At 39.2% G+C, this 24,036-nt stretch carries 19 protein-coding genes; 13 read left to right on the plus strand and 6 right to left on the minus strand.

What is annotated here, in order from left to right; translation table 11 throughout:
- The first annotated feature begins 184 nt into the window (after positions 1-184).
- From ACXM0J_RS03715 to ACXM0J_RS03735, 5 genes are all read left to right on the plus strand, one after another.
- A complete protein-coding gene (locus ACXM0J_RS03715; RefSeq protein ID WP_086264494.1) occupies positions 185-3,037 on the plus strand; it encodes a hypothetical protein in 2,853 nt (950 codons plus the stop codon).
- Positions 3,038-3,114: 77 nt separating this feature from the next.
- Positions 3,115-3,342 (plus strand): helix-turn-helix transcriptional regulator, encoded by a 228-nt coding sequence (locus tag ACXM0J_RS03720; protein WP_086264495.1) that lies wholly within the window; start codon positions 3,115-3,117, stop codon positions 3,340-3,342.
- Positions 3,343-3,807: 465 nt separating this feature from the next.
- Positions 3,808-4,686 carry a YagK/YfjJ domain-containing protein gene (locus tag ACXM0J_RS03725; RefSeq protein ID WP_479750263.1) on the plus strand — a complete coding sequence of 293 codons (879 nt, stop codon included), beginning with the start codon at positions 3,808-3,810 and terminating at the stop codon, positions 4,684-4,686.
- Positions 4,687-4,786: 100 nt separating this feature from the next.
- Positions 4,787-5,059 carry a hypothetical protein gene (locus tag ACXM0J_RS03730; protein ID WP_086265524.1) on the plus strand — a complete coding sequence of 91 codons (273 nt, stop codon included), beginning with the start codon at positions 4,787-4,789 and terminating at the stop codon, positions 5,057-5,059.
- Between the two features lie 164 nt (positions 5,060-5,223).
- Positions 5,224-7,038, plus strand: a complete 1,815-nt coding sequence (locus ACXM0J_RS03735; protein WP_086265523.1) for a DUF4365 domain-containing protein — start codon at positions 5,224-5,226, stop codon at positions 7,036-7,038.
- A 109-nt stretch (positions 7,039-7,147) separates the two neighbouring features.
- Here the strand turns inward: ACXM0J_RS03735 and ACXM0J_RS03740 are convergent, their stop codons facing one another.
- Both ACXM0J_RS03740 and ACXM0J_RS03745 read right to left on the minus strand, forming a co-directional pair.
- Positions 7,148-7,882 (minus strand): hypothetical protein, encoded by a 735-nt coding sequence (locus ACXM0J_RS03740; RefSeq protein ID WP_086265522.1) that lies wholly within the window; start codon positions 7,880-7,882, stop codon positions 7,148-7,150.
- A gap of 79 nt (positions 7,883-7,961) precedes the next feature.
- A complete protein-coding gene (locus ACXM0J_RS03745) occupies positions 7,962-8,606 on the minus strand; it encodes a DUF805 domain-containing protein (protein WP_086265521.1) in 645 nt (214 codons plus the stop codon).
- Positions 8,607-9,456: 850 nt separating this feature from the next.
- Between ACXM0J_RS03745 and ACXM0J_RS03750 the strand changes: the two genes are divergently transcribed.
- The 6 genes from ACXM0J_RS03750 to ACXM0J_RS03775 all read left to right on the plus strand — a co-directional run bounded on the left by ACXM0J_RS03750 (position 9,457) and on the right by ACXM0J_RS03775 (position 18,476).
- Entirely contained in the window at positions 9,457-10,497 is a 1,041-nt protein-coding gene (locus ACXM0J_RS03750) for a DUF932 domain-containing protein (RefSeq protein WP_479750265.1), read from the plus strand.
- A gap of 155 nt (positions 10,498-10,652) precedes the next feature.
- Positions 10,653-10,892 (plus strand): HTH-like domain-containing protein, encoded by a 240-nt coding sequence (locus ACXM0J_RS03755; protein WP_086265519.1) that lies wholly within the window; start codon positions 10,653-10,655, stop codon positions 10,890-10,892.
- A gap of 40 nt (positions 10,893-10,932) precedes the next feature.
- On the plus strand, positions 10,933-13,341 hold the full coding sequence (hsdR, locus tag ACXM0J_RS03760; protein WP_086265518.1) for an EcoAI/FtnUII family type I restriction enzme subunit R: 2,409 nt from the start codon (positions 10,933-10,935) through the stop codon (positions 13,339-13,341).
- 27 nt (positions 13,342-13,368) lie between these two features.
- The gene (locus ACXM0J_RS03765) at positions 13,369-14,835 is read left to right on the plus strand and encodes a type I restriction-modification system subunit M (RefSeq protein ID WP_086265517.1); all 1,467 of its coding nucleotides are present in this window, start codon (positions 13,369-13,371) and stop codon (positions 14,833-14,835) included.
- Positions 14,832-16,529, plus strand: coding sequence for a restriction endonuclease subunit S (locus ACXM0J_RS03770; protein WP_086265516.1), 1,698 nt, complete (start codon positions 14,832-14,834; stop codon positions 16,527-16,529). The genes ACXM0J_RS03765 and ACXM0J_RS03770 overlap by 4 nt, the downstream gene beginning before the upstream one ends.
- Positions 16,530-16,538: 9 nt before the next feature.
- Positions 16,539-18,476, plus strand: a complete 1,938-nt coding sequence (locus ACXM0J_RS03775) for an AAA family ATPase (protein WP_086265515.1) — start codon at positions 16,539-16,541, stop codon at positions 18,474-18,476.
- 89 nt (positions 18,477-18,565) lie between these two features.
- Here ACXM0J_RS03775 and ACXM0J_RS03780 read toward each other — a convergent pair whose 3' ends face one another.
- A complete protein-coding gene (locus ACXM0J_RS03780) occupies positions 18,566-18,898 on the minus strand; it encodes a hypothetical protein (RefSeq protein WP_171265341.1) in 333 nt (110 codons plus the stop codon).
- Positions 18,899-18,914: 16 nt separating this feature from the next.
- On the opposite strand from ACXM0J_RS03780, the gene ACXM0J_RS03785 reads away from it, so the two are divergent.
- The gene (locus ACXM0J_RS03785; protein ID WP_235823125.1) at positions 18,915-20,039 is read left to right on the plus strand and encodes a hypothetical protein; all 1,125 of its coding nucleotides are present in this window, start codon (positions 18,915-18,917) and stop codon (positions 20,037-20,039) included.
- Between the two features lie 142 nt (positions 20,040-20,181).
- On the opposite strand, the gene ACXM0J_RS03790 is transcribed toward ACXM0J_RS03785, so the two are convergent.
- The 3 genes from ACXM0J_RS03790 to ACXM0J_RS03800 form a co-directional block, all read right to left on the minus strand.
- A complete protein-coding gene (locus ACXM0J_RS03790) occupies positions 20,182-21,459 on the minus strand; it encodes a tyrosine-type recombinase/integrase (protein ID WP_086265513.1) in 1,278 nt (425 codons plus the stop codon).
- A gap of 269 nt (positions 21,460-21,728) precedes the next feature.
- Positions 21,729-22,511: an SDR family oxidoreductase gene (locus tag ACXM0J_RS03795; RefSeq protein WP_479750269.1), complete on the minus strand. Its 783-nt coding sequence runs from the start codon at positions 22,509-22,511 to the stop codon at positions 21,729-21,731.
- Positions 22,511-22,834, minus strand: coding sequence for a nuclear transport factor 2 family protein (locus ACXM0J_RS03800; RefSeq protein ID WP_086265511.1), 324 nt, complete (start codon positions 22,832-22,834; stop codon positions 22,511-22,513). The genes ACXM0J_RS03795 and ACXM0J_RS03800 overlap by 1 nt, the downstream gene beginning before the upstream one ends.
- A gap of 107 nt (positions 22,835-22,941) precedes the next feature.
- Here ACXM0J_RS03800 and ACXM0J_RS03805 point away from each other — a divergent pair, with 107 nt between their 5' ends.
- Positions 22,942-23,844 carry a LysR family transcriptional regulator gene (locus tag ACXM0J_RS03805; RefSeq protein WP_086265510.1) on the plus strand — a complete coding sequence of 301 codons (903 nt, stop codon included), beginning with the start codon at positions 22,942-22,944 and terminating at the stop codon, positions 23,842-23,844.
- Positions 23,845-24,036 lie beyond the last annotated feature (192 nt).

Below are 24,036 nucleotides of genomic sequence, written 5' to 3' on the forward strand. Positions count from 1 at the left end.
TAGCTTTCATATATTGGATTTGATTTGCAAATTTATTGGAATTTTAATCCTTATTTTGAATGAGTTTGGGGCTAATCGCGTTTAAATACATTGCTTTTACTATTATAGTAGGTGTTTATGCATGTACTTTTTAATGACTAGCATGTTTTATTTTACAGATGAGTTAGTTGTATTGAATGAATAGGTGGGTGATGTGCATACTGACAGGCCAAAACACGCTGATAATCAACCTGTGAGTTACGATTCAGGTGTGAATTTGATTAGCAACGAAGATATTTTCCGTCTCTTGAAAAAAAGACATGACCACAGATGGGCAAGCTATAAAGATTGTGGCAATGAGATTTATGAGGGCATCTTTTACGAAACAATATGTCTATTGGAAAATCTGGAACGTCAGCTTGGTTTGATTTACAACAGAGCCTATCCTACACGGGATGAATTTTTGATTGCGCTAGAACATGGTGATCAACAAAGATTAAATCAGATCATAAAGTTCTATGAAGAGTTGCGTGTTGAGCGTGGCCTAATTAAATATGCGCAGCAAACGCACTTTTTTAGTAAGAATGTACAAGCCTATATTGCGTACCTTAATAGGTATCCTGATTCTCTTTTTTGGAAAAAGGGAGAAGGGTGGCAAATTGAAACATTTCATCATGAAGCTATTTTTAATTTCTTCGAGACGTATTTGGGTAGAGTACATGTAGGGCAGACTGAGCCTACAACTTCAACTGTAGAGCCTGTGGTAGAAAATCAGTCTGAGTTAGATGAAGTAAACCAACAACAAGAATTTGCTGAATCAGGAAATATTAAAAAGACTGATCCCGTAGCAGTAGCACCTCTTACTGAAGGGTTAACTCAGGATGTTTATAAGCAATTTGATGAAGGGCTAAGACAATTTAACGAGTTTCTAGCAAGACATAAGTCTTTACGTGTGATGTGTTTTGAGATTACCTTGACGCCACAAGACGCTACAATTAGGGAAAAGAGGTTTGCTTTGGATAGGAAGCGAATCGAATTACTAGGCTGTTTTTACCTATTGGTAGAACGGTATGGGTTGCTTGCTGAGTATTCCCGTATTGAGATGGGAATCAATTCAAGCCTTGTTTTGCAGTGGGTACTATTGTTTAAAGGCCATGATCCTTTGGATACAGGAAGGGTGCGAGCTAGTATTCAACAAGAGTTAGAATTACAGATGGCTGGTCATTCTTATTGGAATACTCAGCCATTGAAAGTTGGTGTACAAGATTTGGGATGTTTGTTTCATTCATTGGATCCTAGATACAAAGATGTCATTAAGGCACGTTCTAAGTCAGAAAGGCAGGCATTTGGATACTGGGTACTTAGCTACTTGTATCGTGTTGATTCTGTCCTTAAACCTAATCTAGAACAGTTAGCTGATAGTCTTTATGTGGATTGGCATCGTGAAAATTCTGTTTTACTTAACGTAAATGAAAGACCTTCTATTAATAATCAGAGTAACAGTCATCGGCGACATCAGACCAAAACGGACATTAAAGGGATTGATGATTTTATTGATTTGGACTTCAGTGCTGAAAGTAAGCATATTTGGAAAAACAATAATTTGCCGAAGCAGGCCAAGGACGACTTAAAGTTGTTAGCATTACTTTATTCACAATATAAAAAGAAGATGCCTATAGAGTGGAGAGAGAAAGAGAACTTTGTTCAGTTATTAGTGTCTATTGAGCATTTCATGCGGTTGATCCAGCACAATCCAGTTCAGGCATTGATTGAAGAATACTTGCCACAAAGTCAGATTGAAAAATCGCCCTTGAAATGTTTATCACAGCAAGCAAAGCAGTATTTGCATATTGGACAGCAGTTAAAGCAACTTGGTCTTAGCTTAAAAGAACAAATAGCAGACCTAGCTTTTGTTGGATGGCGGGTAAGAGAGTTTCTACACCTGTTCATTGAGAATCCATGGAACTTTCAGAAAAATCTATCTGGGGTAGCTAGCCTTCAGTCTAGCCTCGAGCGTTATAAAGATGTAGAACGCTATCGTGTTGGTGATTTAGAAGGAGAACCATCCTTATTTGATGTTGAAAAACAGGAAGCCATCAGTGTTAAACGCAATCAAGCTAAAGCAAAGGACTATTTAAATAAAGCAATCATGCAAGATGTGTTTGCTTTTCGGTTGGTGTTTTCTTATCAATCGAATAAAGCATTTACCACAGAGGACAACATTACTGCATTTAATGCGTTGCTCACGGACTTTTTAAAAAATCTGAAGCGTACCAGAAAAATAAGTGGCGACAGTCTAGTTGCTTATATTGGTACACGCATATTTATAGACAAAGTGTTGAATGCAGATATTACATTGATTTTTAGTGCCGAAGCCTTATCCGATTATGATGAACAAAAAAATAAAGAATACATTAAGGAAACTAGAGCAAAAGTAATTGAATACTGGCAGAAGTACCTTTCCATAAAAGATTTGAAGATCGATGAAAGACAAAAGGCATCAACAGTAAAAGATTTGAAGATCGATGAAAGAAAAAAAGCATCAACAGTACAACAATTATATCTTAAAGTGTTTAAAGATGAGAATCTCAGAGTTAGTCAAAGGGATATGATTACATCATTGCCTAGATCGGCAGATTTGATACACATCAAGCATCACGACAGTAAAACATTACGATCTTTCAAATCTGAACTTGCTGCTTTCTATTCAGCACATGGTTTGTTGTGTAGGTGGAAATTTGACGTGCTAAAAAATCTGGCTTCGTCTGACAACGGCCATAGTGGTAAAAGTATGGATCAGTTTTTGAAAGGCCATGTAGTTTCAGATAAACCCAAACAAACAAAACCTAAAGAGGAAGCAGTTCAAAATCGGATCAAGGTTGAAGTGGAGAATCTTGTTGAAGGAGAAGATGTTTCTGATAGTAAACAGCATATTCTGGTTGAGGATCAAACAGCTTTAGATACTGTCCCAGCTACTCAAGTTTATGTACTACCACCTAAGAAATCAGGAGTTGTGATTAAAAGAAAAACTAAGTCTGCCCCTATACCTAAAAGTTGAACCTTGATATTAATTTACAGAACTCCCTGATTATTCGAGCGAAATCAGCTCAGTCTAATCATTGAGGAGAGTTCAGAATGAATACATTTGTTGGTGAAACTTTTACCATGCATCAAATTATCAGTTTAAAGCAAGTTGTGTTCTTTACAGGTATTAGCCGAGCCACTATTTACAAACTTATAAACTCTAAATTGAGCTGTTATGACCCTACGTTTCCAAAGCCTGTACATTTAACAACTGGTCGGGTTGGTTGGTCTGCTTTAGAAGTCCATCAGTGGATTGAGAGTAAGTTGAATAATCGCTGAAGATATGGGAGCTTAGGCTCCCTTAATTTTTATGCTCTTCAAGCAATATTTAATAAGCTTGCTTCGCCTCTCATATTTATGCAACGTATATTTTGGCATCGGATAACTTGACATGAACTAGGCAATTCATCATAGAAGAAAAACTACCACTACATCATATATCGATATATGAACATATCGATCAGATCGGGAAAATCATATTGCCTATATGAGGTATGGATTAGGTGTAATGACTTAGTTAATACCACCAATACATTCTAGTTAATACTAATACATACCAACATATTCAATATCCAATCTATAAATCATAACCTATATCCATAACCCTATTATCTATCTACTTAAAACCTATTAACCTAACCTTATTAAATAACCAAGTCACTTCATCATGATCTTAAAGCCTTTAGGTAATTAATAACACCATAGCCACTTCATGTAGTCCTAAACAACTACAGCTAAGTGAACATGAACGTAAGCCTAAACCAAAATGAAATCAACGAAGCATCATTACTGATCGAAATTGAAAGTTTTATCCAAACCAGTCTTAATGCTACAAGACAGCCAAGATCATTTTATGAAACCTTCACAGACCTTCTCTTAGACTTTGATCAAATCTATAACCCTGACTTTAGCTATATATGTTTAATCGATCTCTTTTGTTGTTTGCTCCATGACTACGATCTGCAATATGAAACTTCATTATCATTTTGCAAACGCTTGAAACGAACAACCTTTAAAGACTGGCAAGCTTATTTCAATCAAGCTAGAGCCGATCACCTGAATGAATTACGTCAACATCGTTATAACGAAACATTAAATGCTGCCAAGCTTGATAAGCGCCTTGAAGAAATATTGAAAAGCTATTCTGCTGTGCTGGTGGTACGGGTGGATTTAGCCTATGTGGTTAGTCCAGATATTGAACAGGTGGATAATGATTTAGAAATACTTAGAAGAAAGATCAAGCGATCTGAATATGGAAAGGATGTATTGCTGTTGGTATGGGCATTAGAGCAGGGAGAAAAGAAAGGCTACCATTGCCATATTGCATTGATCTTTAATGAGCGTAAGCGCACGAGTGCATGGAAGATTGCTAAGGCTGTGGGGGAGTTATGGGAAGATATTACAGATGATGAAGGATGTTACTTTAATTGCCATGATCGTAGGTACTTAAAGCAATATGAGGATCAAGGTACTTTAGGGATTGGCATTATCTATAGCGAGGTTGATTATCAGGTGCGAAGAATGCGTTCAACGCTATCTTATTTAGCACGGCCTGAGAAAGAACAATATCTCCGTGTGAAGACCTCTAGGAGGATGCGTACCTTTGGGATGTCACAGCGTTAATTAGAATCATATACAGATATGTACCATCTAGATGAGAAACATCTTCTCTTTATTGGCTTATCACCATTGGTAAGTCTTTTCTATTTCAGAGGTATATATTATGAACATTACTTGTCCAAACTGCCATTCAGAACATGTCATCCGTGTAGTGCAAAATAGCGGTTCACAGACAGGTAATCAAAGTTTGGCATCGTCAGCTTCGTTTGCCACGATGGGTGCAGCATTATCCAAGAGCTTGCCTATTTCACCTTTGGTGGGTGGATTAGCTGGAGCCGTAGTCGGTGGTTTGTTAGGTTCAATATTTGGTTCTGCTTCAACCCCGTCAGTGCAATCTCATTTCCAGTGTCAGGGCTGTGGGCATAATTTTTATTAAAAAGTTCAACGACTATGTTTCTATAAGTTCATTACTGACTGGTAAAACTTTACCAGTCTAGTAGGAGGGAACTAGTTTAAAAGATGGATTTGAAATAAATAAAATGGTCAATCGGAAGGCATTCAGTTGTTATACTGTTTTAGCTAAAGATATGAGGCTGTGAAATGAACGCTGGTGAAATTGGAAAAGAAGCGGGGCGTATTTTTGAATATAAATTACCCGCACATTGGATCGCTCGCAGCCAAGAAGATCAAGATGACCATGGTATTGACTATGAGGTTGAAATAAAAGATACGTTGGGGAAGGCTCTTGGTGAAGACAACGTTTTTAAAATCCAAGTAAAAGGAGAGGAGAATTGCTCATATATCAATGATGGGCAACTTGTGTCTCACAGCATTAAAGTTGAAAGACTTAAATACTATTTGTCGTTCAATATACCAGTAGTATTGGTAGTTGTTGATGTTACTTTGGAAAGGGTGTTCTGGGTATCTATTACCGACAGTGAAAAAATTCGAGAGCAGATAGAAAGTACGAATGATGAGAACAAAAGTGTACATCTGCCTATACAAAATGAGCTCATTCGAAAAAATAATGATTCATTTCTAAAGCTAATCGCAGCAGTCAAGCAATGTTGGGATTATCTGTCCATCAGAGGAATTAAGAAAGCTGTTTCGAACTATTTAGTTGTCAGACCTGATGAAATTGATAAGTGTATTCATGACATTGGTGATGCATTTTTTAAAGCTCATCATGTAAAACTTGATAGACTTCTTTTGCAGAGAGATTTTATAGCAATTTATGAGCAAGCTAGCCAGATAGTTCAGTCACCAATAGTTCCTCCGAAAGATAGATTTGTGGCTCTATCTTATTATGCTGAAGCGTTTGAGTCTGCTCCATATACAGAAATTAAGCATGAACAAGTCAAAGAGCGTCTTATAATTAAGGAGATGCTAGTTCGAATAGCAAGAGAGGTACGTAATAAGATATATGGAACTACTGCGATAGGTAAGTTGCGTATAGAGCTATTTAGAATCAAGCTGGAGCAACTCCATGCTTTACATTTTTCAAATGCGAACTTTGATAGCCGTAGTATTGAATATATGATAATGGATGGACAGATACATCAATTATATATCGATGTATGTAAAGAGTTTCAAAAGCTAATTATGCTTTGTAATAAGTTAATAGGCCAAAGTCAATTTGATGTACTTGCCATGTTGTTTGTTGAGCTAGCTCAATTACTTTATTTATTTAAAACAGTTCATTCTGCGCGTGGTTCAAAACATTCTATAGAGTTTCTTGAGGAGTGGCACTCTCAAAGTATGGAGACTATTATAGCTTATGTATCTTTATGTGCTGATTACCATAAGTTAGGAAAGCTTTATTTTTTATATATTAGTGAGATTCGTAAAGATCCAACTAAATTGACTTCAATGAGAGCACTTGTGCTTAAGCTCTTTCCAGATGCGAAAGAGATGTTGAATAAAATCGAAGAGCATGTTGAAGAATTATATACAGAGCAGACTTTTTATGACTCAAGTCCTGAAGAACAAAAAGCCTTCTTCAAAAATCTAGCTAAGAGCTTAGGGATGGACCCTGATGATTCGAAAAATAAAGCAGGGCAGTTTGTAAAAATAGGGCTTCAAAACTATGATCCAACTGATGTAATGAAGAATTGTGAAAACTTATTTGTACATTACAACCCTGCGGGCATGATTGCTCAACAGTTAGGAATGCACTCTTTAGGAATGATTACTCTGGTGTGTTTGAAGCATCATTATGCTAGAGGTGGGTGGTCATTAACCGAAGCTTATGATCAAGATAGTGAGCATGATTTCTTGCAGGGATTTAAGCAGCAGCATTGTAATCAATGTAGTGATTGTATCTTGAGACAAAATGATTGGAAGTGGAGTCTAAAGTGGCATCATGAAGAGGTGAGTAATCATAAAGCGCTTTTGGGTAAGTTTAGAGCTTTTTGACATTCTAAAATGCCTTAGACCCAATCTTGATGCTAATTTTTATAGTGCTTGAAAGCGGTTAAAGCAGCATATTAACACTAGGGAGGTTATACCTCCCATGATGTTTAGTTTATGAGCCGAACTTCCAGTCTCCTTGATCTGTAGAAACGACTATTTCAATAATCTTTGCTCGACCACAATTGTTCGTATCTACGGACATTGTTTGCCCGAAGCCTAGTCGTCTTGGCGTAGTTATTTTTTGGTATAAAGGGCAATTACCACGGTTGACCGTGACATTTGAAACAGAGACATCATCTACCAGTGATTGAACTTTAATGATTGACATGAAAGAGTGGTAGGGGTTTTCTTCCACTACAACTTTTACGGGTGAGGTTTCTGGTACGTTGGAAGCTGTCTCATTTTGGTTTTGAGAATGATTGCCACGCTCAATGATGTTAAAGCACTCGTCATTTAACGTAGATTCAATATCTTTGGTTTTCTTGTTCCATGAAAGTTGCTGGTTGTCACAGCCATAAACATCATCTGACTGATTGTCTAAGAATCGAATGTTCCATGTGTAAAGAAAAAGATCAGGAGATTGCTGGCGCAGGAATCTAACATTATCCACCGTAAAGGCTGTATAACTATCAGGAGATTTTTGATCAAGTAGGTACTGTAAAGTTTCTTTGCCATAGGTGGCAATGTCATTTTTGCCTTGTTCAATGAACTGTTGTGAATCAGTTGTATTGGCTTTAGCTGTTTCAGTTTGAGCAGTATTTGAAGCGGCCTTGTCTGTTGATTCATTTTTGGTGCAGGCTTGCATTAAACAACTTACGAGCAAAGTAAGAATGATTTTATTATTCATAGTGTTTCCTAAAACGTGTACTTCCATTAAATGCAGAAGTGATGGTTGTTATTGATGTGTCATGGAATAGCTTGATTACTTATGCTTTGGGTGATTCGCCATATTGATTTGCTGATGGATTACCTTCTTGGGCAGCCCAAAATAGCAGTAGTAGAACGCCTACAATTGGTACGAGAGCAATCAACATCCACCAACCTGAACGATCAATGTCATGTAGCCGTCTTACATTGACCGCAATATTCGGAATCAATGTAATCAGCATGGCGAGTGTGGCTAAGTCTTCATTCATGAAGCTTAAAAGTAGGCTTAATAGCACACAGAATAGTTCGAAATACCAGAACTCACGTCGTCTTGCACGGCCTTTAAAATCTGCAAATTTTTTAAAGCAGGTAAATATGGCTTGTTGATAGTTGTCTTCACCTTGTTCCCATTTACTAAAAGCTCCTGTGGTTTTATGTGAACTTTCGTGGGTAGCAGGAGAGGTGTATGAAGAGTTACTTTGAGCTGGTTTATTCATTGTCGCAGGAGTTGGGTTGGCTGCTATTTCAAGATAAACCCCTGTTGCTTGTCCCTCAGCATTGATTTCAAAATCAACTTCATAGCCACGGACAGGTGCTTGAGTTTCTTTCCACTCACTGCCTACAAAGCTATAGCGTTTGTGATCTTCGCCTGTAATGATCCCAGTATTGGTCTGGATTGAAAAATCAAGAATTCTACCTTTCATTGTTATGTCCTTGTTTTAGGTATTTGAGAAATTGATATAGAAGTGAAGGTGTGTTCACCTTGATTGGTTTAACCATCACTTCATGTCACAACACCAAACAGCTTTTATTTCCTGTCTAAGCTCTGGAAGGGGCCAAAAAACAAGAAGACTGGTAAGGGGCACAATGTTGAAACCCTAAAGCCTGCAATGCATATGGAACATTTTCATAGGGCGTATTTATCCCTACTTCGTGAAGCATAAGCAGAATAAAAGTTGACTATGTTGGTGTATAAAAGTTTTGTTATTAGCCGAGTGGCTTACCTTTCAAGAGACAGGAGCGCAACGGTTTGCCATTGAATAGATCAGCAAAAGGAAGGAAAGATTTCTTAAAACAGGAATTGAAATTAGTCATGGTAACCACTCCTATATAGATAAGAAGTTCTACCAGACATGATTTAATGATTAATGGTGGCAGAACGAAAGAGGGTTGACAGACTGGCCGAAAAATCCCAGCACGCGCGTACGCGTCCCCCTCTCGTTCCACCGCAGAGGGGGGCACGCAGGGATACACACTAAGAGAATAATCTCTTAGTGTTTTTCGGATCAGCCTGTCAAAGCCGGCTGGCAATGTAGGCCAGCAGCGTCATCATAATCTCTGAAAATGATCTCGTCAATTTACTGCGCGGTAAAGTTGCATCGTGTGTCTAAAAAATAATTTAAAAAACTTTCAGATATATACCATCTAAATGAACTCATTCTGATTGAATCCATTTTCAGAAAACTTCCCGTTTTGGCCTGCTCCCCGCAGGCCTTTTTTTATGCAGCAATTCAATTTTTACATTTTAGTTATCGTGAATAGAGAGGTTACTTTATGGCACATTTAGTAGAAACAATGGCATTTGTTGGCGATACCCCGTGGCATGGATTAGGCAATCCACTCAGTCCAAATCAGCCGATAGAAGTATGGGCACAACAGGCAGGCATGGACTGGCGTATTGAATCATCTAATGTCAGCTATATGGCACAGAATGAACGTGGACAAAGCATTATTATGCCGTTCGAGGAACAACGGGTTTTATATCGCTCAGATACCCATGCTCCGTTATCGGTGGTCAGCCAACGTTTTCAGGAAGTCCAGCCGATGGAAATCCTACATTTCTACAAAGATTTGACAGAGCAATCAGGTTTTGAACTTGAAACGGCGGGTGTACTGAAAGGTGGACGTAAATTTTGGGCATTGGCAAGAACAGGGCAATCGGCAGCACTGAAAGGTAAGGATGTGAGTAATGGCTATATTTTGTTGGCAACGGCATGTGATGGCACACTTGCAACCACGGCACAATTTACATCTATACGTGTGGTATGCAACAACACTTTGGCGATTGCTTTGAAAGGGCAGAACTCTAATGCAGGAGTCGTGAAAGTTCCACACAGTACCAAGTTTGATGCCGAAAAGATCAAGCAACAACTTGGTATTTCAGTGCGTGCATGGGATGAACACATGTATGAAATGAAGCAACTCAGTCAGCGTAAAGTGACTCAGAGTGAAGCTGCTGCTTACTTCGATGCGGTATTCAATAACACAACGATGAGCATTACCGAACAGGATGACAACATCATTCAGTTTTATCGTGAAGTTGCTACTCAAGCCCAAGCCAATAGCAAAGAAAAACCTGAACCGAATGCTAAATCCATGAGTAAAGCTATGGAAATGTTTAATGGACAGGGGCGTGGAGCAAGCCTCTCTTCAGCTAAAGATACTGCCTATGGATTACTTTGTTCGATGACAGAATTTATTGACCACGAACGTCGTGCCATGAGTATTGATCACCGACTTGATTCTGCATGGTTTGGTGCAGGTGCAGCTATTAAGCAACGTGGGCTGGAACAGGCTTTAGCGATGATTGCCTAACGCCAATTACCCCATAAATGCATAAAAAAACACATCTCCGGATGTGGTTTTTTTATGCACAAAATTAAATAAATATAGGAAAAGGATTTGTGCTCATCTCGGCTTTTATATAAATTAGCTAAATTATCTAGTGGCATAGTCTTGCAGGCTAAAGAATGAACGAAAATGAGATTTACAAGCGTATTAAGCAAGTTTTGGCGGATGCCCCGCGCAATCAATATACCGCTGAACTTCATTTGCAAATGATCAAATATGCTGATGAGCTTAAGAACATCACTGCCAAAGAGTTTTGTGAAGGGGTGGGTTTGCGAAGCAGCTTTGGTACAGAATTTAGCAAAATGCGCAATTTGACTCAGCGCCTTAAGGTGGCAGGTTTGCAGACTGAGCTAATATAACAATTCGGCGTGTAAAAGCGGTAATACATGGGTAAGCAATATGAGTAAAAAACAACTCTCGGAGCGAGACATCTGTACTAAGTTCATTACGCCTGCGCTCGAACAGTCTGGTTGGGATATTGCTACGCAAATCCGTGAAGAATTCCCGATAACCAAAGGCCGGATTGTCGTCCGTGGTAAGTTGCATACCCGTGCTAAGCTCAAACGCGCTGACTATGTTCTTTTTTATAAACCCAACATCCCTATCGCAGTTATCGAAGCTAAAGATAACAACCACGGCTTGGGCGATGGTATTCAGCAAGGCTTAGACTATGCCGAGATGCTTCAAGTTCCATTCGTTTTTAGTTCTAATGGTGATGGCTTTCTGTTCCATAACAAAATATCTCAAGATGGTGTGATTGAGCGAGAGCTTGCTCTGCACGAATTTCCTTCGGCTGAAACATTATGGCATTGTTGGGCAGAACACAAAGGTCTGAGTCAGAAGCAAAATGAACTAGTAACTCAGGATTATTTCAGCGATGGCAGCAATAAGATACCACGTTATTATCAACTTCTGGCTATAAATAAAACCATCGAAGCCATAGTCAAAGGGCAAAACCGTATTCTGTTAGTCATGGCGACTGGTACGGGTAAAACCTTTACTGCCTTCCAAATTATCTGGCGGTTATGGAGAGCTAAAGCCAAGAAGCGCATTCTTTTCCTGGCAGACCGAAATATATTGGTCGATCAGACTATGAACAACGACTTCAAACCATTTGGTTCCGCTATGACTAAGATTCAAAAGCGGCAGGTCAATAAATCCTATGAAATCTATTTATCTCTCTATCAGGCCGTCAGTGGTAATGAAGAAGAGAAAAATATCTACAAACAATTTAGCTCAGACTTCTTTGATCTTATTGTCATTGACGAGTGCCATCGTGGTAGTGCAGCAGCAGATTCAGCTTGGAGAGATATTCTTGAGTACTTTTCTTCTGCTACGCAGATAGGTCTTACAGCAACACCAAAGGAAACTAAAGAAGTTTCGAATATCGATTACTTTAGTGAGCCGATTTATACCTATAGTCTGCGCCAAGGTATTGATGATGGTTTTCTAGCACCTTACAAAGTAGTTCGCATCGACCTAGATAGAGATTTGATTGGTTGGCGGCCCGATAAAGGCATGATTGATAAACACGGAAATGAAATTGAAGACCGTATTTATAATCAGAAGGATTTTGATAAAACTCTGGTGTTAGAGCAACGCACGGACTTGGTCGCGAAAAAAATAACCGAGTTTCTAAAGCAAACCAACCGTTTTGATAAAACAATTGTCTTTTGCGAAAACATTGATCATGCCGCCCGTATGCGTCAAGCATTGGTCAACGAAAATGCCGATTTAGTTGCGCAAAACAGTAAGTACATCATGCGTATCACTGGTGACAACGAAGAAGGTAAAGCAGAGCTGGACAACTTTATTTTCCCAGAGAGCAAATATCCAGTCATAGCTACCACTTCTAAGTTGATGACCACGGGTGTAGACGCTCAAACCTGTAAGCTAATTGTACTCGACCAGCGTATCCAGTCAATTACAGAGTTTAAGCAGATTATCGGGCGCGGTACTCGCATTAATGAAGATTACGATAAGTACTACTTCACCATCATTGACTTCAAAAAGGCAACTGAACTCTTTGCTGACCCAGATTTCGACGGTGATCCAATTCAGGTGTCTGAGCTTTCTGGTTCCGGTTCACCTATTTCGCCAGACTTTTCACTAGATGAAGGTGTGGGGGACGTGGGAGATATAGACTTGGAATACTCTATGACCGATAGCGACCACAACGGTGGTTATATTAATGAATCCAATCAATACGAGGATGGCGTCGTGCGTCGTTATGTCGTGGCTAATGTATCGGTAAAAGTCACAGCAGAGCGTGTGCAGTATTTCGATGCCAACGGTAAACTGATCACAGAATCTTTAAAAGACTACACTCGTAAAGCTATAACTAAAGAATTCGCTACACTAGATGATTTTCTTCGACGCTGGAGTTGTGCCGAAAAAAAACAAGCCATTATCGAAGAGCTGGCTGAACATGGTGTGTTCTTTGAAGCTTTGGCCGACGAGGTGGGGGGAAAGTCAGGAAAAACGTTCGACCCCTTTGATTTAGTCTGTCACATCGCTTGGGATATGCCTCCGCTCACACGTAGAGAGCGTGCTGAGCAAGTAAAAAAACGTAATTACTTTACGCAATACGGCGAGCAGGCCCGCAAAGTGATGGAAGCGCTTCTCGATAAATATGCAGATGAAGGCGTTACTCAGATTGAAGAAACGCAGGTTCTGACTATAGCTCCTTTCACCAGATTTGGCACACCATTAGAAATTATTCACACTTTTGGTGGCTTGAAGCAATACCAGCAGGCTGTAAACGAACTTGAACAGGCGTTATATAACACCGAAAAAAGTAGTGCCTGATAAAAAACTATTGGAGATAGCAATACTATGTCATTAACTACCCTTATCAAATCCATTCAGGATATCATGCGCAAAGACGTAGGTGTCGATGGTGATGCCCAGCGCATAAGCCAAATGGTTTGGCTGATTTTCCTGAAGATTTTTGATGATAAAGAGCAGGAATGGCAAGTTACTGTGCCTAACTATAAATCGCCATTACCTAGCCGTTTCCGATGGTCTTCTTGGGCGAAGGATGCTGAGGGCATCACTGGTGAGGAGCTGATTGACTTCGTTAATAATGACCTTTTTCCTGCATTAAAGAAATTAGCTACGGCAGCAGGAGTATCACCACATGGCAAAGTAGTGGGGTCAGTCTTTGAGGATGCTTACAACTATATGAAGTCGGGCACTTTGTTGCGCCAAGTAATAAATACTATTGAAGAAGATGTGGATTTCAATAAATCTGGCGACCGCCATTTGTTTAACGATATTTACGAAAAAATTCTGGCCGATTTACAGTCAGCAGGTAATGCTGGTGAGTACTACACTCCACGTGCGGTCACCCAGTTTATTGTGGATATGATTGACCCGAAGTTGGGTGAAAGTATCCTTGATCCAGCTTGTGGCACCGCAGGGTTCCTTACATGCGCTATCGAGCATTTGAATCAGCAAATCAAAAAGAATGAAGATAGACAGCTTCTGCAAGAAACGATTCACGGTGTTGAGAAAAAACCCCTGCCGCATATGTTAGCGTTAACTAATGTCATGCTACATGGTATTGATGTGCCTACCAATATCCGCCACGACAATACATTAGCAAGACAGCTACAGAGTTATACCCCGAAAGATCGAGTAGACATAATAATTACCAATCCTCCGTTTGGTGGTATGGAGGAAGATGGGATTGAGTCAAACTTCTTAAAAAAATATCAAACTCGTGAAACTGCCGATTTATTTATGGCTCTCATTATGCATTTATTAAAGCATGATACTGGGAGAGCTGCTGTAGTTTTGCCTGACGGATTCTTGTTTGGTGAAGGAGTAAAGGTTACCTTAAAACGAGAGTTACTGGAAGAATTTAAGCTGCATACTATTGTTCGTCTACCAAAAGGAGTTTTTGCTCCTTATACCAGTATCGCTACGAATATTCTATTTTTTGAGAAAGGTGGCCCAACTAAAGACGTATGGTTTTTTGAGCATCCTTACCCAGAAGGCTACAAATCTTATTCACGTTCTAAGCCTTTAACCATTGGTGAGTTTGACTTAGAAAAAGCATGGTGGGGGGGCGCCGCACGTAAGGGCCGTAAAGTTACAGAGTATGCATGGAAAGTGTCAGCAGAAAAATTAGCGGAACGTAATTACAATCTAGATTTCAAAAACCCGTACAAAGTAGAAGAGGCACCTCAAGATTTAGAGGATTTGATGAATGACTATCAAGTGATTATGCGACAATTGGAGGCTGCGCAAAAAGCATTAAAAGAAGAGCTAATAGCGTGCTTAGGAGCAAAAGTATGAATCAAGCTGTGCATGACTTGCTAGAGCGGCACTTTGATTCTGCTTTTGCCACACCAGATGGTATTACTAAACTTCGCGAATTAATTTTGAATTTAGCTATGCAAGGGAAACTGGTTGAGCAAGAGCCTAATGATTCATCTGCAAGTGAGTTATTAAAGGAAATTGAAGTCGAAAAGCAGCATCTTTTGAAGGTTGGGAGGATCAAGAAGCCAAAGTCTCTACTAGAGGTTGATCACGCTCAGGTACCCTATATCGTACCAAAAAATTGGATATGGACTCGTCTCGGTAACATTGGGATTATCTTCAATGGCAACAGCATTAATGCGAATGAGAAAGAATCTAAATACACAGGAGTGGACGGTCTGGCTTATATTGCTACTAAAGATGTTGGTTACGGGCTTGATGCACTCAATTATAAAAACGGAATTTATATCCCAAAATCAGAGAAGAAATTTAAAGTAGCCCCACAAGGTGCTGTTTTGATTTGTGCGGAAGGTGGTAGTGCAGGCAAAAAGTGTGGAATCACAGAACAAGATATCTGCTTTGGTAACAAGTTATTTGCTAACGAGCCCTTGGGGGGAATTCCGTCAAAATTTATTCTGTATCTGTACCTATCCCCCATTTTTAGAAGACTCTTCAGTGAGTCTATGACTGGTATTATCGGTGGGGTGTCTATCGCCAAATTTTTGGAGCTGCCTATTCCTATACCCCCATTAAAAGAGCAGTGCCGTATAGTTTCTTGTATTGACAATCTCATGATGCGTTGCAATGAGTTGGAAAAACTCTGTATAGAACGAGAAGAAAAACGTATTTTTTTGCATAAAATAGCAATTAATCAACTGTTTGAGGGCGCTGGAAATGTTGGTCTTTCGTTTTTACAGGATCATTTTGCCGACCTTTATACTGATAGGAAAAATGTCACAGAGTTGCGTAAAGTCATTCTGAAGCTTGCAATTACAGGACATCTTTCAGACAGTCAGGATAGTGATTCGTCTGTTGATTCATTGTTAGAAAAAGTTCACGAAGAGCGAATTCAATTGAAGTTAAAAGTATCGCATGAAAATAGAGAACTGGCAAAAGCGATAGGATTTGAAATACCTAAACATTGGCGATGGACGTCCTTAGGGCAAATACTTGTTTTTGGTCCTAAGAATGGATTTTCACCAAAAGCAGTTGACTATGAAACTAGCGTTCGCTCCTTAACGTTAAGTGCAACAACTTCTGGAGTTTTCATTGGTGAGCACTCCAAATTTATTGATGAAGACATTCCTAGTGATTCACATCTCTGGCTTAATGATGGAGATATCCTCGTTCAACGTGGAAATACTATCGAGTACGTGGGAGTGCCTGCCATATATAAAGGGGAGCCTCGAGTTTTTATTTATCCAGATTTAATGATGAAGCTTCGAGTTTCTCCCCACATTAACACGGAATATATTTATTACGTTATGAGTTCCGAGCCTTCTAGAAACTTTTTACGTTCACGTGCATCGGGAACATCTGGAACCATGCCCAAGATTAATCAAAAGGCATTGACAGGCCTTCCCATACCATTACCTCCTATCGAGGAGCAACTGAGAATAGTTAATAATATTAAGAGGCTTCTCCAACTTTGTTATGCTGTTGAGGAAAAAATAGAGACTTTAAATTCTAAGCAGTCTGAACTTCTGGGTTCTATAGTTGCTCAGGTATAAGGAAATTGTATGCGCCTAAAAGAACTCTATATTACGCAATACAAAAATCTTCGAGACTTCTCAATTTGTTTCGATGGTAATAGTTTCATTGATGTATTTGTTGGTAAAAATGGTACGGGTAAGTCGAATCTGTTTGAAGCACTGATTGAGATATTCCGTCATATTGTTGAATATGATAGGGTTAAAGCAGATCTTGGGTTTAGCTATCGTTTTGTGTATGAAATTGATGATACAGAAATTTCTATAGAATGGAGTTGGGGTGAAATTTATAATCCTACACTTCGTGAACGCCCGAAAGAACGTAGTTTAGTTATCAACGGACACAACCGTAGAACCTTTGGTAAAACTAAAGTGCCAGATAATGTACTGATTTATTACTCAGGGCATAATAACACTGTTGCTAGATTGGTAGCGCAATATGAAGCGAGTTTTAGTCAGAGAATAAAGCGTGCAGAGTTTGATGAAAGTCGTTTTTTTATCGGTATTGGGCCGGAATATAAAGAGTTACTGCTGTCAGTATTGTTAATGCAGCAAGATACCTGCAAAGCACGACAATTTATTTGCCAGAAGTTAGGTATTGCCCATATTGGATCAGAAGTACGATTGGTTCTAGAGCGGCCTGAGTATGCGGTAGATGCTCGTTTTGATATTGAGCTGAATGATGAATCAGATCGTTATTGGAGATCGATAGGTATTACCAAATCATTTCTTGATAGATTACATTGCTGCATCAATACAGCCTCAGGAAACCATGTAAGGTCTGAGGGGTATTTTGCATCTAATGACTCCTACATACTTTACCTTGGTATCGATAAAATCCAGCAAGAATTCTCGGACTTAAGTCCTCAGGAATTGTTTCGTCAGTTAGATAATCTGAAGACTCTAGGGATGCTTGCAGAAATTACTATTCCTTTGCAGCTCGAAAATGGCTTTGATGCTTCTGTTTCCCACTTTAGTGATGGTCAGTTCCAGTCGGTATATATCTATTCCATTATTGAGCTGTTTAAAGATAGAAATTGCATCACATTGCTGGATGAACCAGATTCGTTTCTGCATCCAGAATGGCAGTTTGAATTCCTAAAGCAGATTTTCGAAATTACCGAAGATGCCGTAAAAAGTAGTCATGTTCTAATGAGTAGCCACAGTGCTTCAACCGTCACATCAATGACTGAGGATATGATAAATCTTTTTGAGCTTGATGAAAGGCAAGTTAAAGTTACCAAAAGAAAGAGATCAGAAATTATCAAGACACTTTCTGCGGGAATGATAACTTTTACTGAGAATGAAGCAAGATTAAACATATCTCATGTGCTGAATAGTACAAGTGGAGCGGTACTGTTTACCGAAGGGATTACGGATGAATTAATTATTGAGATTGCTTGGATGAAGTTGTTTCCAAAAGAGTTGTGTCCATTTGAGATTCAAAATGCCTTTGATCGTATATTTCTCCGTAATTTATTTTCTCGTGATGAGTTAAAAAACAACCATCCTGGTCGAACAATGTTTGCTTTGTTTGATTTTGACGAAGCATACGATGATTGGAATGGTCTTAAAAAATTAGAAGATGAGTGCATTGACCCATTCCTTGGTCTGTCTAAGCGGCTTAAGTATGCACATCATTACGCTATGTTATTACCCATTCCAAATAGTGTGTCCCTTAAGCCTCAGGTTCTGAAGCCTGATAATACTCCATGGGGACGAGGTAGCGATTCACATATATCAATTGAGCACCTTTTCTACGAGGCGGTGAATGTAGCAGATTGGTTTAAAACGGAGCCCACTTCCTGTGGAGGACAGAGAATATTATTTACGGGAGATAAGGTGAGATTTGCAAAAGAATTGGTTCCAACACTAGATGTTAGTGCCTTCGAGATATTCCGCCCGATGTTTGAATTTATTAAGTCAAAGTGTTCAGCTCCAGCAGAAGCTATGGCTGCCATAGTGTGATGAGAATTAAGCCAAGCAAGTATGTGATGTATATTTAAACTTTAATAGGCATCTAGCATCTCCTCTGGCTAGTAATTCACAATTTGCTATTAGAGAAAATTGTGTAAGGCTTTTTCTGACTCTAGACTTAATGCCCGAGCTTTATTTGTATGAAGCTCATTGTGGTGTTGATCCAAAGTATAGTTTGGGTAGTGAAGATATGGCACTTGAATTGAATGAATATAACAACCTAATGGCACATTTACATAGCCCTGAAAGAGTTCTTTTGAGTATCCCAATGGACACCAAACATCCTTCATCAGGTGACCAATGACAGAACCTACAACATTTGAAGAACTTAAGTCATCTTTAGCTGAGAGAGACTTGGATGGCATAGATTCGGAACATACTTGCTCGACACTTGCGTTGGTTAAGTCATTCAATGCCAGCGGTCCACACATGAACCGTTGGTGGGTAATGACCCCTGTGAACTGGTCTTGCCCGTGTTGTAAAAGAACTAAGGCAGAAATAGTAAGGTTAAATAAAAATAATTATCTAACCTGCCAATTACATGAACATCATGACCACATGAAAGATGTGGTTAAAGGGCTTTTTGAAAAGTATTCGATTCAACAAGATCATATTGTAGCTGATGAGCTTTCCGAAAAATTTGCTATCAAGGCTGCATTCTCTTTATCTGCTTATGACAATACGGTTGTTTGCTTCGATTGTAATAAAGCAGATGCAGATGCCAAAAAGATAGTAAAAGCACACAAGTATTTTTCTTTCTCGCCACGTGAGATCGCAGAGTTCGTCAAACCCACACCAAATCAAGAACATGAAATTGACCCGCTACTTGCACAACAAGTGTGGGAAAGGACTAAACCCATTTTTGAAATGAGAATGGAATTTGCTGAAAGATTTGCAAAAATTGCGGCTGAAAATCAAGATTGGTATCAACCATCAGAAAGAACTGCTAGGCAAATTGAACGACTTGCTAAATGGCATTTTGAACGTCATGGATTACACCAATTTGATAGATATGAACCGGAGAGGCTGCTTTATAATCCAGTACCATTTAAAGGTGCGAATAGTTCATGGCGGTTAAAAGATAACCCTATAGTTAAAAAGAAGCCTTCAAACAATGAGCTTGCCCATCTTGTCGCTACACGAGGGAAGTATTGGAACAGATATGAAGGTGAGTGGTTCTGTCCTTGTTGTTTTAGAGATAAATATGATTGTGTGAGGCCTTCAAAGAAAAACTCATGGATATTTGAGGTCAAAACAGCTTCTCTATTTTCCACTAAAGATATGAATTTCGATTCCAACCCTGCTCCGATGTGTGTTGATTGTGTCGATATGGCATTAAATTTTGGGCGGGAAGTGTTGGAGTTAAGCGGAAAGCGTTCGATGATCCACTTTCCTAGTTCTGTTCTTACCATAAGCGAACTTCGAGAAATTGTAATTGCTAGACCACACTCTCAACACAAGTTTAAGAATGAAGTCATTGATCGTATCATTCCAGAGATTGTACAAAGGGTTATAAAGTTTTGTGATGAGGTGGTAGATCAGAGTAATGATTGATCAATACACAAAGCAAAGACAAGAATTTGCTACATACTGCTAATGATCCTAAACAGCTACACCCTCTAAGAGTTATGTTCCACATCAATCGATAATTACGATGCTTCTGCCATCTAAGGCAGAAGCATTCGTTTTATGCTCTCTAGTTAAAGTGTGTACTACAGAATTCGGCCCAATCATTCATTAATCCCTTACGTTTTTCTAGGTAAGCTCCACGTAAATAAGCAGCCTCTACTTCATCTGGTAATTTGTGAGCTAATACATGTTCACAGACTTCACGAGGATAATCTGTTTTATCGGCTGACCAATCACGGAAAGTTGAACGGAAACCATGTGTTGTGATCACTCGATTTTGCTTCGGGTCAATATAGCCTAAGCCACTTTCTTTAAGTTTTTGTTCATGCATTCTTTTAATCAAAGCTGTTAGTGACATATCAGAAAGCATGCCACCTCCACGAGGTGCAGGGAAGATAAAATCCTGAGGCTGGGTATACAGTTTAATGGATTCAAGCAATGAGAGGGCTTCGGGAGATAAAGGCACACGGTGTTCCTTTTCTGCTTTCATTCGCTCTTTCGGAATGATCCAAACTTTAGATTCAAAATCAATTTCCTGCCATGTGGCACCAAAGACTTCACCAGAACGACATGCCGTTAAAATTGCAAATTCTAAAGCTTTTGGAGAAATGCCATCTTTCTGTCGAAGGTGCTGGACAAACTCAGCCACTTGTTCATAAGGTAAGGATGGGTGAGGGCGTGATTCCTGTTTTAAGTTGCCTAAAATAGGTTCAAGATTACCTTTCCATTCAGCAGGGTTATCACCCTCAAAATATCCTATAGCCTTGGCATAATCAAAAATGGTTTCTAGACGACCACGAATACGTCTGGCTGTTTCATTTTTCTCAATCCAGATAGGCTTAAGAGCTTCAGCAATATCAACTTTGGTAATGCTGCTAATAGTGAGATCACCGAGCGTAGGGTAAATGTAGGATTCTAATGTTGATGACCATTGCCCAATATGTTTTTCATTTTTAAGTTCACGCGTTTTATTGGCAATCACAACTTTGGCACATTCACGGAAAGTTTTATTCTTTAACTGCTGGATATGGAGCTTTTTGAGTTGTTCCTGCTTATGAGCAATTGGGTCAATACCACTTCGTATTTGCAATCTTAGTTCAGTTGCTTTGGCACGAGCTTCAGCTAAAGAAACTTCAGGGTAGGGACCAAGACCAATATCACGGCGATGCGGTTTTTGCTTACCATCCTTATCAAGACGTTTACCAACTACTGCACGTAAAATCCAGACACGTGAATTGCCTTCGACATTTAAGCAAAGGCCATCAACACCCCCTACAGAATGGCGACCAGTCTCTTTGATTTTTGCTACACTGAGAGCAGATAGTTCTTTAGCTTTCTTTGGCATGATCTTTTATTTACCCCACAAATTACCCCTCTTAAAATACTAGAAATGAATAGATTAGACAAGACGTGGTTAGATTGTTATTATATTAAGTTGTTGAAAAATATATTTTTATGATATTGGTTTGGACGGTATGAGACACTTGTTATACGGACACCGCTTCCGCCAGATTTTTAAAAAGCCCTTGTTAATGACAAGGGCTTTTTTTTACCTGTAATTCTAAACTGCTCAAGTGAAGAAAAAATATAATATGGCGTGATTCAACATTACTATTAAATTGTAGGAATCGTTCCACCATCAATCACATATTCAGTACCTGTAATTGCAGATGCACGGGATGATGCCAAAAATGCAATCAGATTTGCTATTTCATCTGGTTTAGCTGGTCGTCCAATAGGAATTCCTCCGATTGAATCCATAACTATCTTTTTACCACCTTCGTAATCTGTGCCAGCTTGTAAAGCCAGCCGCTCTGCCAGAGCAATAGACGCCTCTGTTTCAATCCATCCTGGTGAGACCTGAACAACTCGAATACCTTTGGGGGATATTTCTTTTGACAGGCTTTTACTATAAGTCACCAGTGCTGCTTTTGCAGCAGCATAAGCTGTCGTAGCTTCTGGTAAAGGAATTGAGCGTTGTATTGATGTAACGTGGATTACAACACCTTGACCTTGCTGAATCATATCGGGAATTAATTGACGATCAATACGTATTGCAGGCATCAGATTTAGGTGAAGCTCTTTGTACCACTCTTCATCGGTCAATGCTGTGAATCCACCTGCTGGTGCAGATGAGCCACCAAGCATGTGTACAATGATATCTACGCCACCTAATAACTCTTGTGCTGCTTGGACGACAGCCTCACAACCTTCTCGAGTTGTGAGATCAGCGGAAACAAAATGTACATTATTCGGTAAATAATCTGGTTGAGTTCTAGCAGTGGTTAGTACTGTCGCGCCAAGTTCATTGAATAATTTAACGGTGGCAGCACCAGTACCTTTTGTACCCGCCGTGATTAAGGCACGTTTTCCTTTTAAAGTAATAAAATCTTCCATTAATAAATCCTCAATTTAACAACTTTTTCATTTTCAAGTGTGAACTGAAAATTAAGTTTCACAGGACTATTTGGAAAGTTGCCACTCCCTTGTGTTAAAACCGTGCTGATATGACCCGTATTAGAAACATCAATAATTTCAATTGAGTACTGGTATTTTTCTTTCATTGCCAGCAACCATGTACGAATTTCCACAATTCCTCTGTATAGACTGCCATCGTCTTCAACAATGGCAGAGTCAGAAAAAATAAGGTTCAAAGCATCTACGTCGTTCGCTTGATCAGCATCAAAGTATGCGCTAACCACTTCTGGTATATCTTTCATGAGTCGCTCTTTTTGAATGATCTAAATTGGTGTTTTAAATTTTATGATTTGACGATTGTTCTAACAATCCGTATAAAATGGGATGTTTAGTTGAATAAATCAGGATAATGGAACGAGCAAATTTAAATGATTTAAAAGCAGTAATAGCAATCGCTAAGAGAGGAACCTTTCGTGGCGCTGCGATTGAACTAGGGATGTCGACAACGGCTTTAAGTCATGCAATTAGTAAATTAGAGGAAAATTTGGGTGTACGTCTGTTTAATCGGACAACACGTAGTGTTTCCTTGACAGAGGCAGGCAGGCTTTTTGTAGAACAGGTCGGACCTGCTCTTCAGGATATTCATAGCGCGTTGGATATTGTACGTTCGCAGAGAGAATCGCCGTCAGGTACATTAAGAATCAATGCGGCTGCATTTGCAGCGAGAGAAATTATTTCTCCTGTAATTATCGAATTTCTTCGACGTTACCCAGAAATGAATATTGATTTGATCACTGAGGGCAAACTGGTTGACATTATTGCTGATGGTTTTGATTTAGGCATTCGTGTCGCTCATCTTGTTCCAAGTGATATGATTGCGGTGTCCCTTGGTAAACTTCAAAAATATGTGGTTGTTGGTTCACCTGAATATTTTGAGTGTTATGGGAAACCACAAATACCAACAGATCTTTTTAGACATAAATGTATTCGAGTACGTCTACCTGATGGTGCACTATTCCGCTGGAAATTTGAAAAAAATGGAGAAATTATTCAAATTGATGTGCAAGGACCGATAACCCTTGATGAAGCAAGCTTATCAAGAGCTGCAGTATTAGAGAGCATTGGCCTAGGATACTTTATGGAACAGGATGTTCGTGCTGAAATTGAGTCAGGTCAACTTGTTTCCGTGTTAGAGGATTGGATGCCTTGTATGTCTGGACTTTGTTTATATTATTCAGGAAGACGTAATCAATCTGCAGGTTTGAAAGCCTTCCTTGCCCTAGTTCGTGAAGTAGCCCTGAATAATGAGTAATTTGTTGTATATGAATTTTGAGTATTAGAATTATAAAAAGCTAGATTGTGCAAGAGGAAGTTAGATGATTTTTAATTTAATTTTTTGAAATATATAATTTTATTTTTAAGCCGTATCAGAGAAGAGTTATATAAAAAACTGCTTCCGTCGGATTTTTAAAAATTCCTTGTTCATGACGAGGGCTTTTTTTAT

This window comes from Acinetobacter sp. GRABPA_MV_2, from assembly GCF_056725885.1.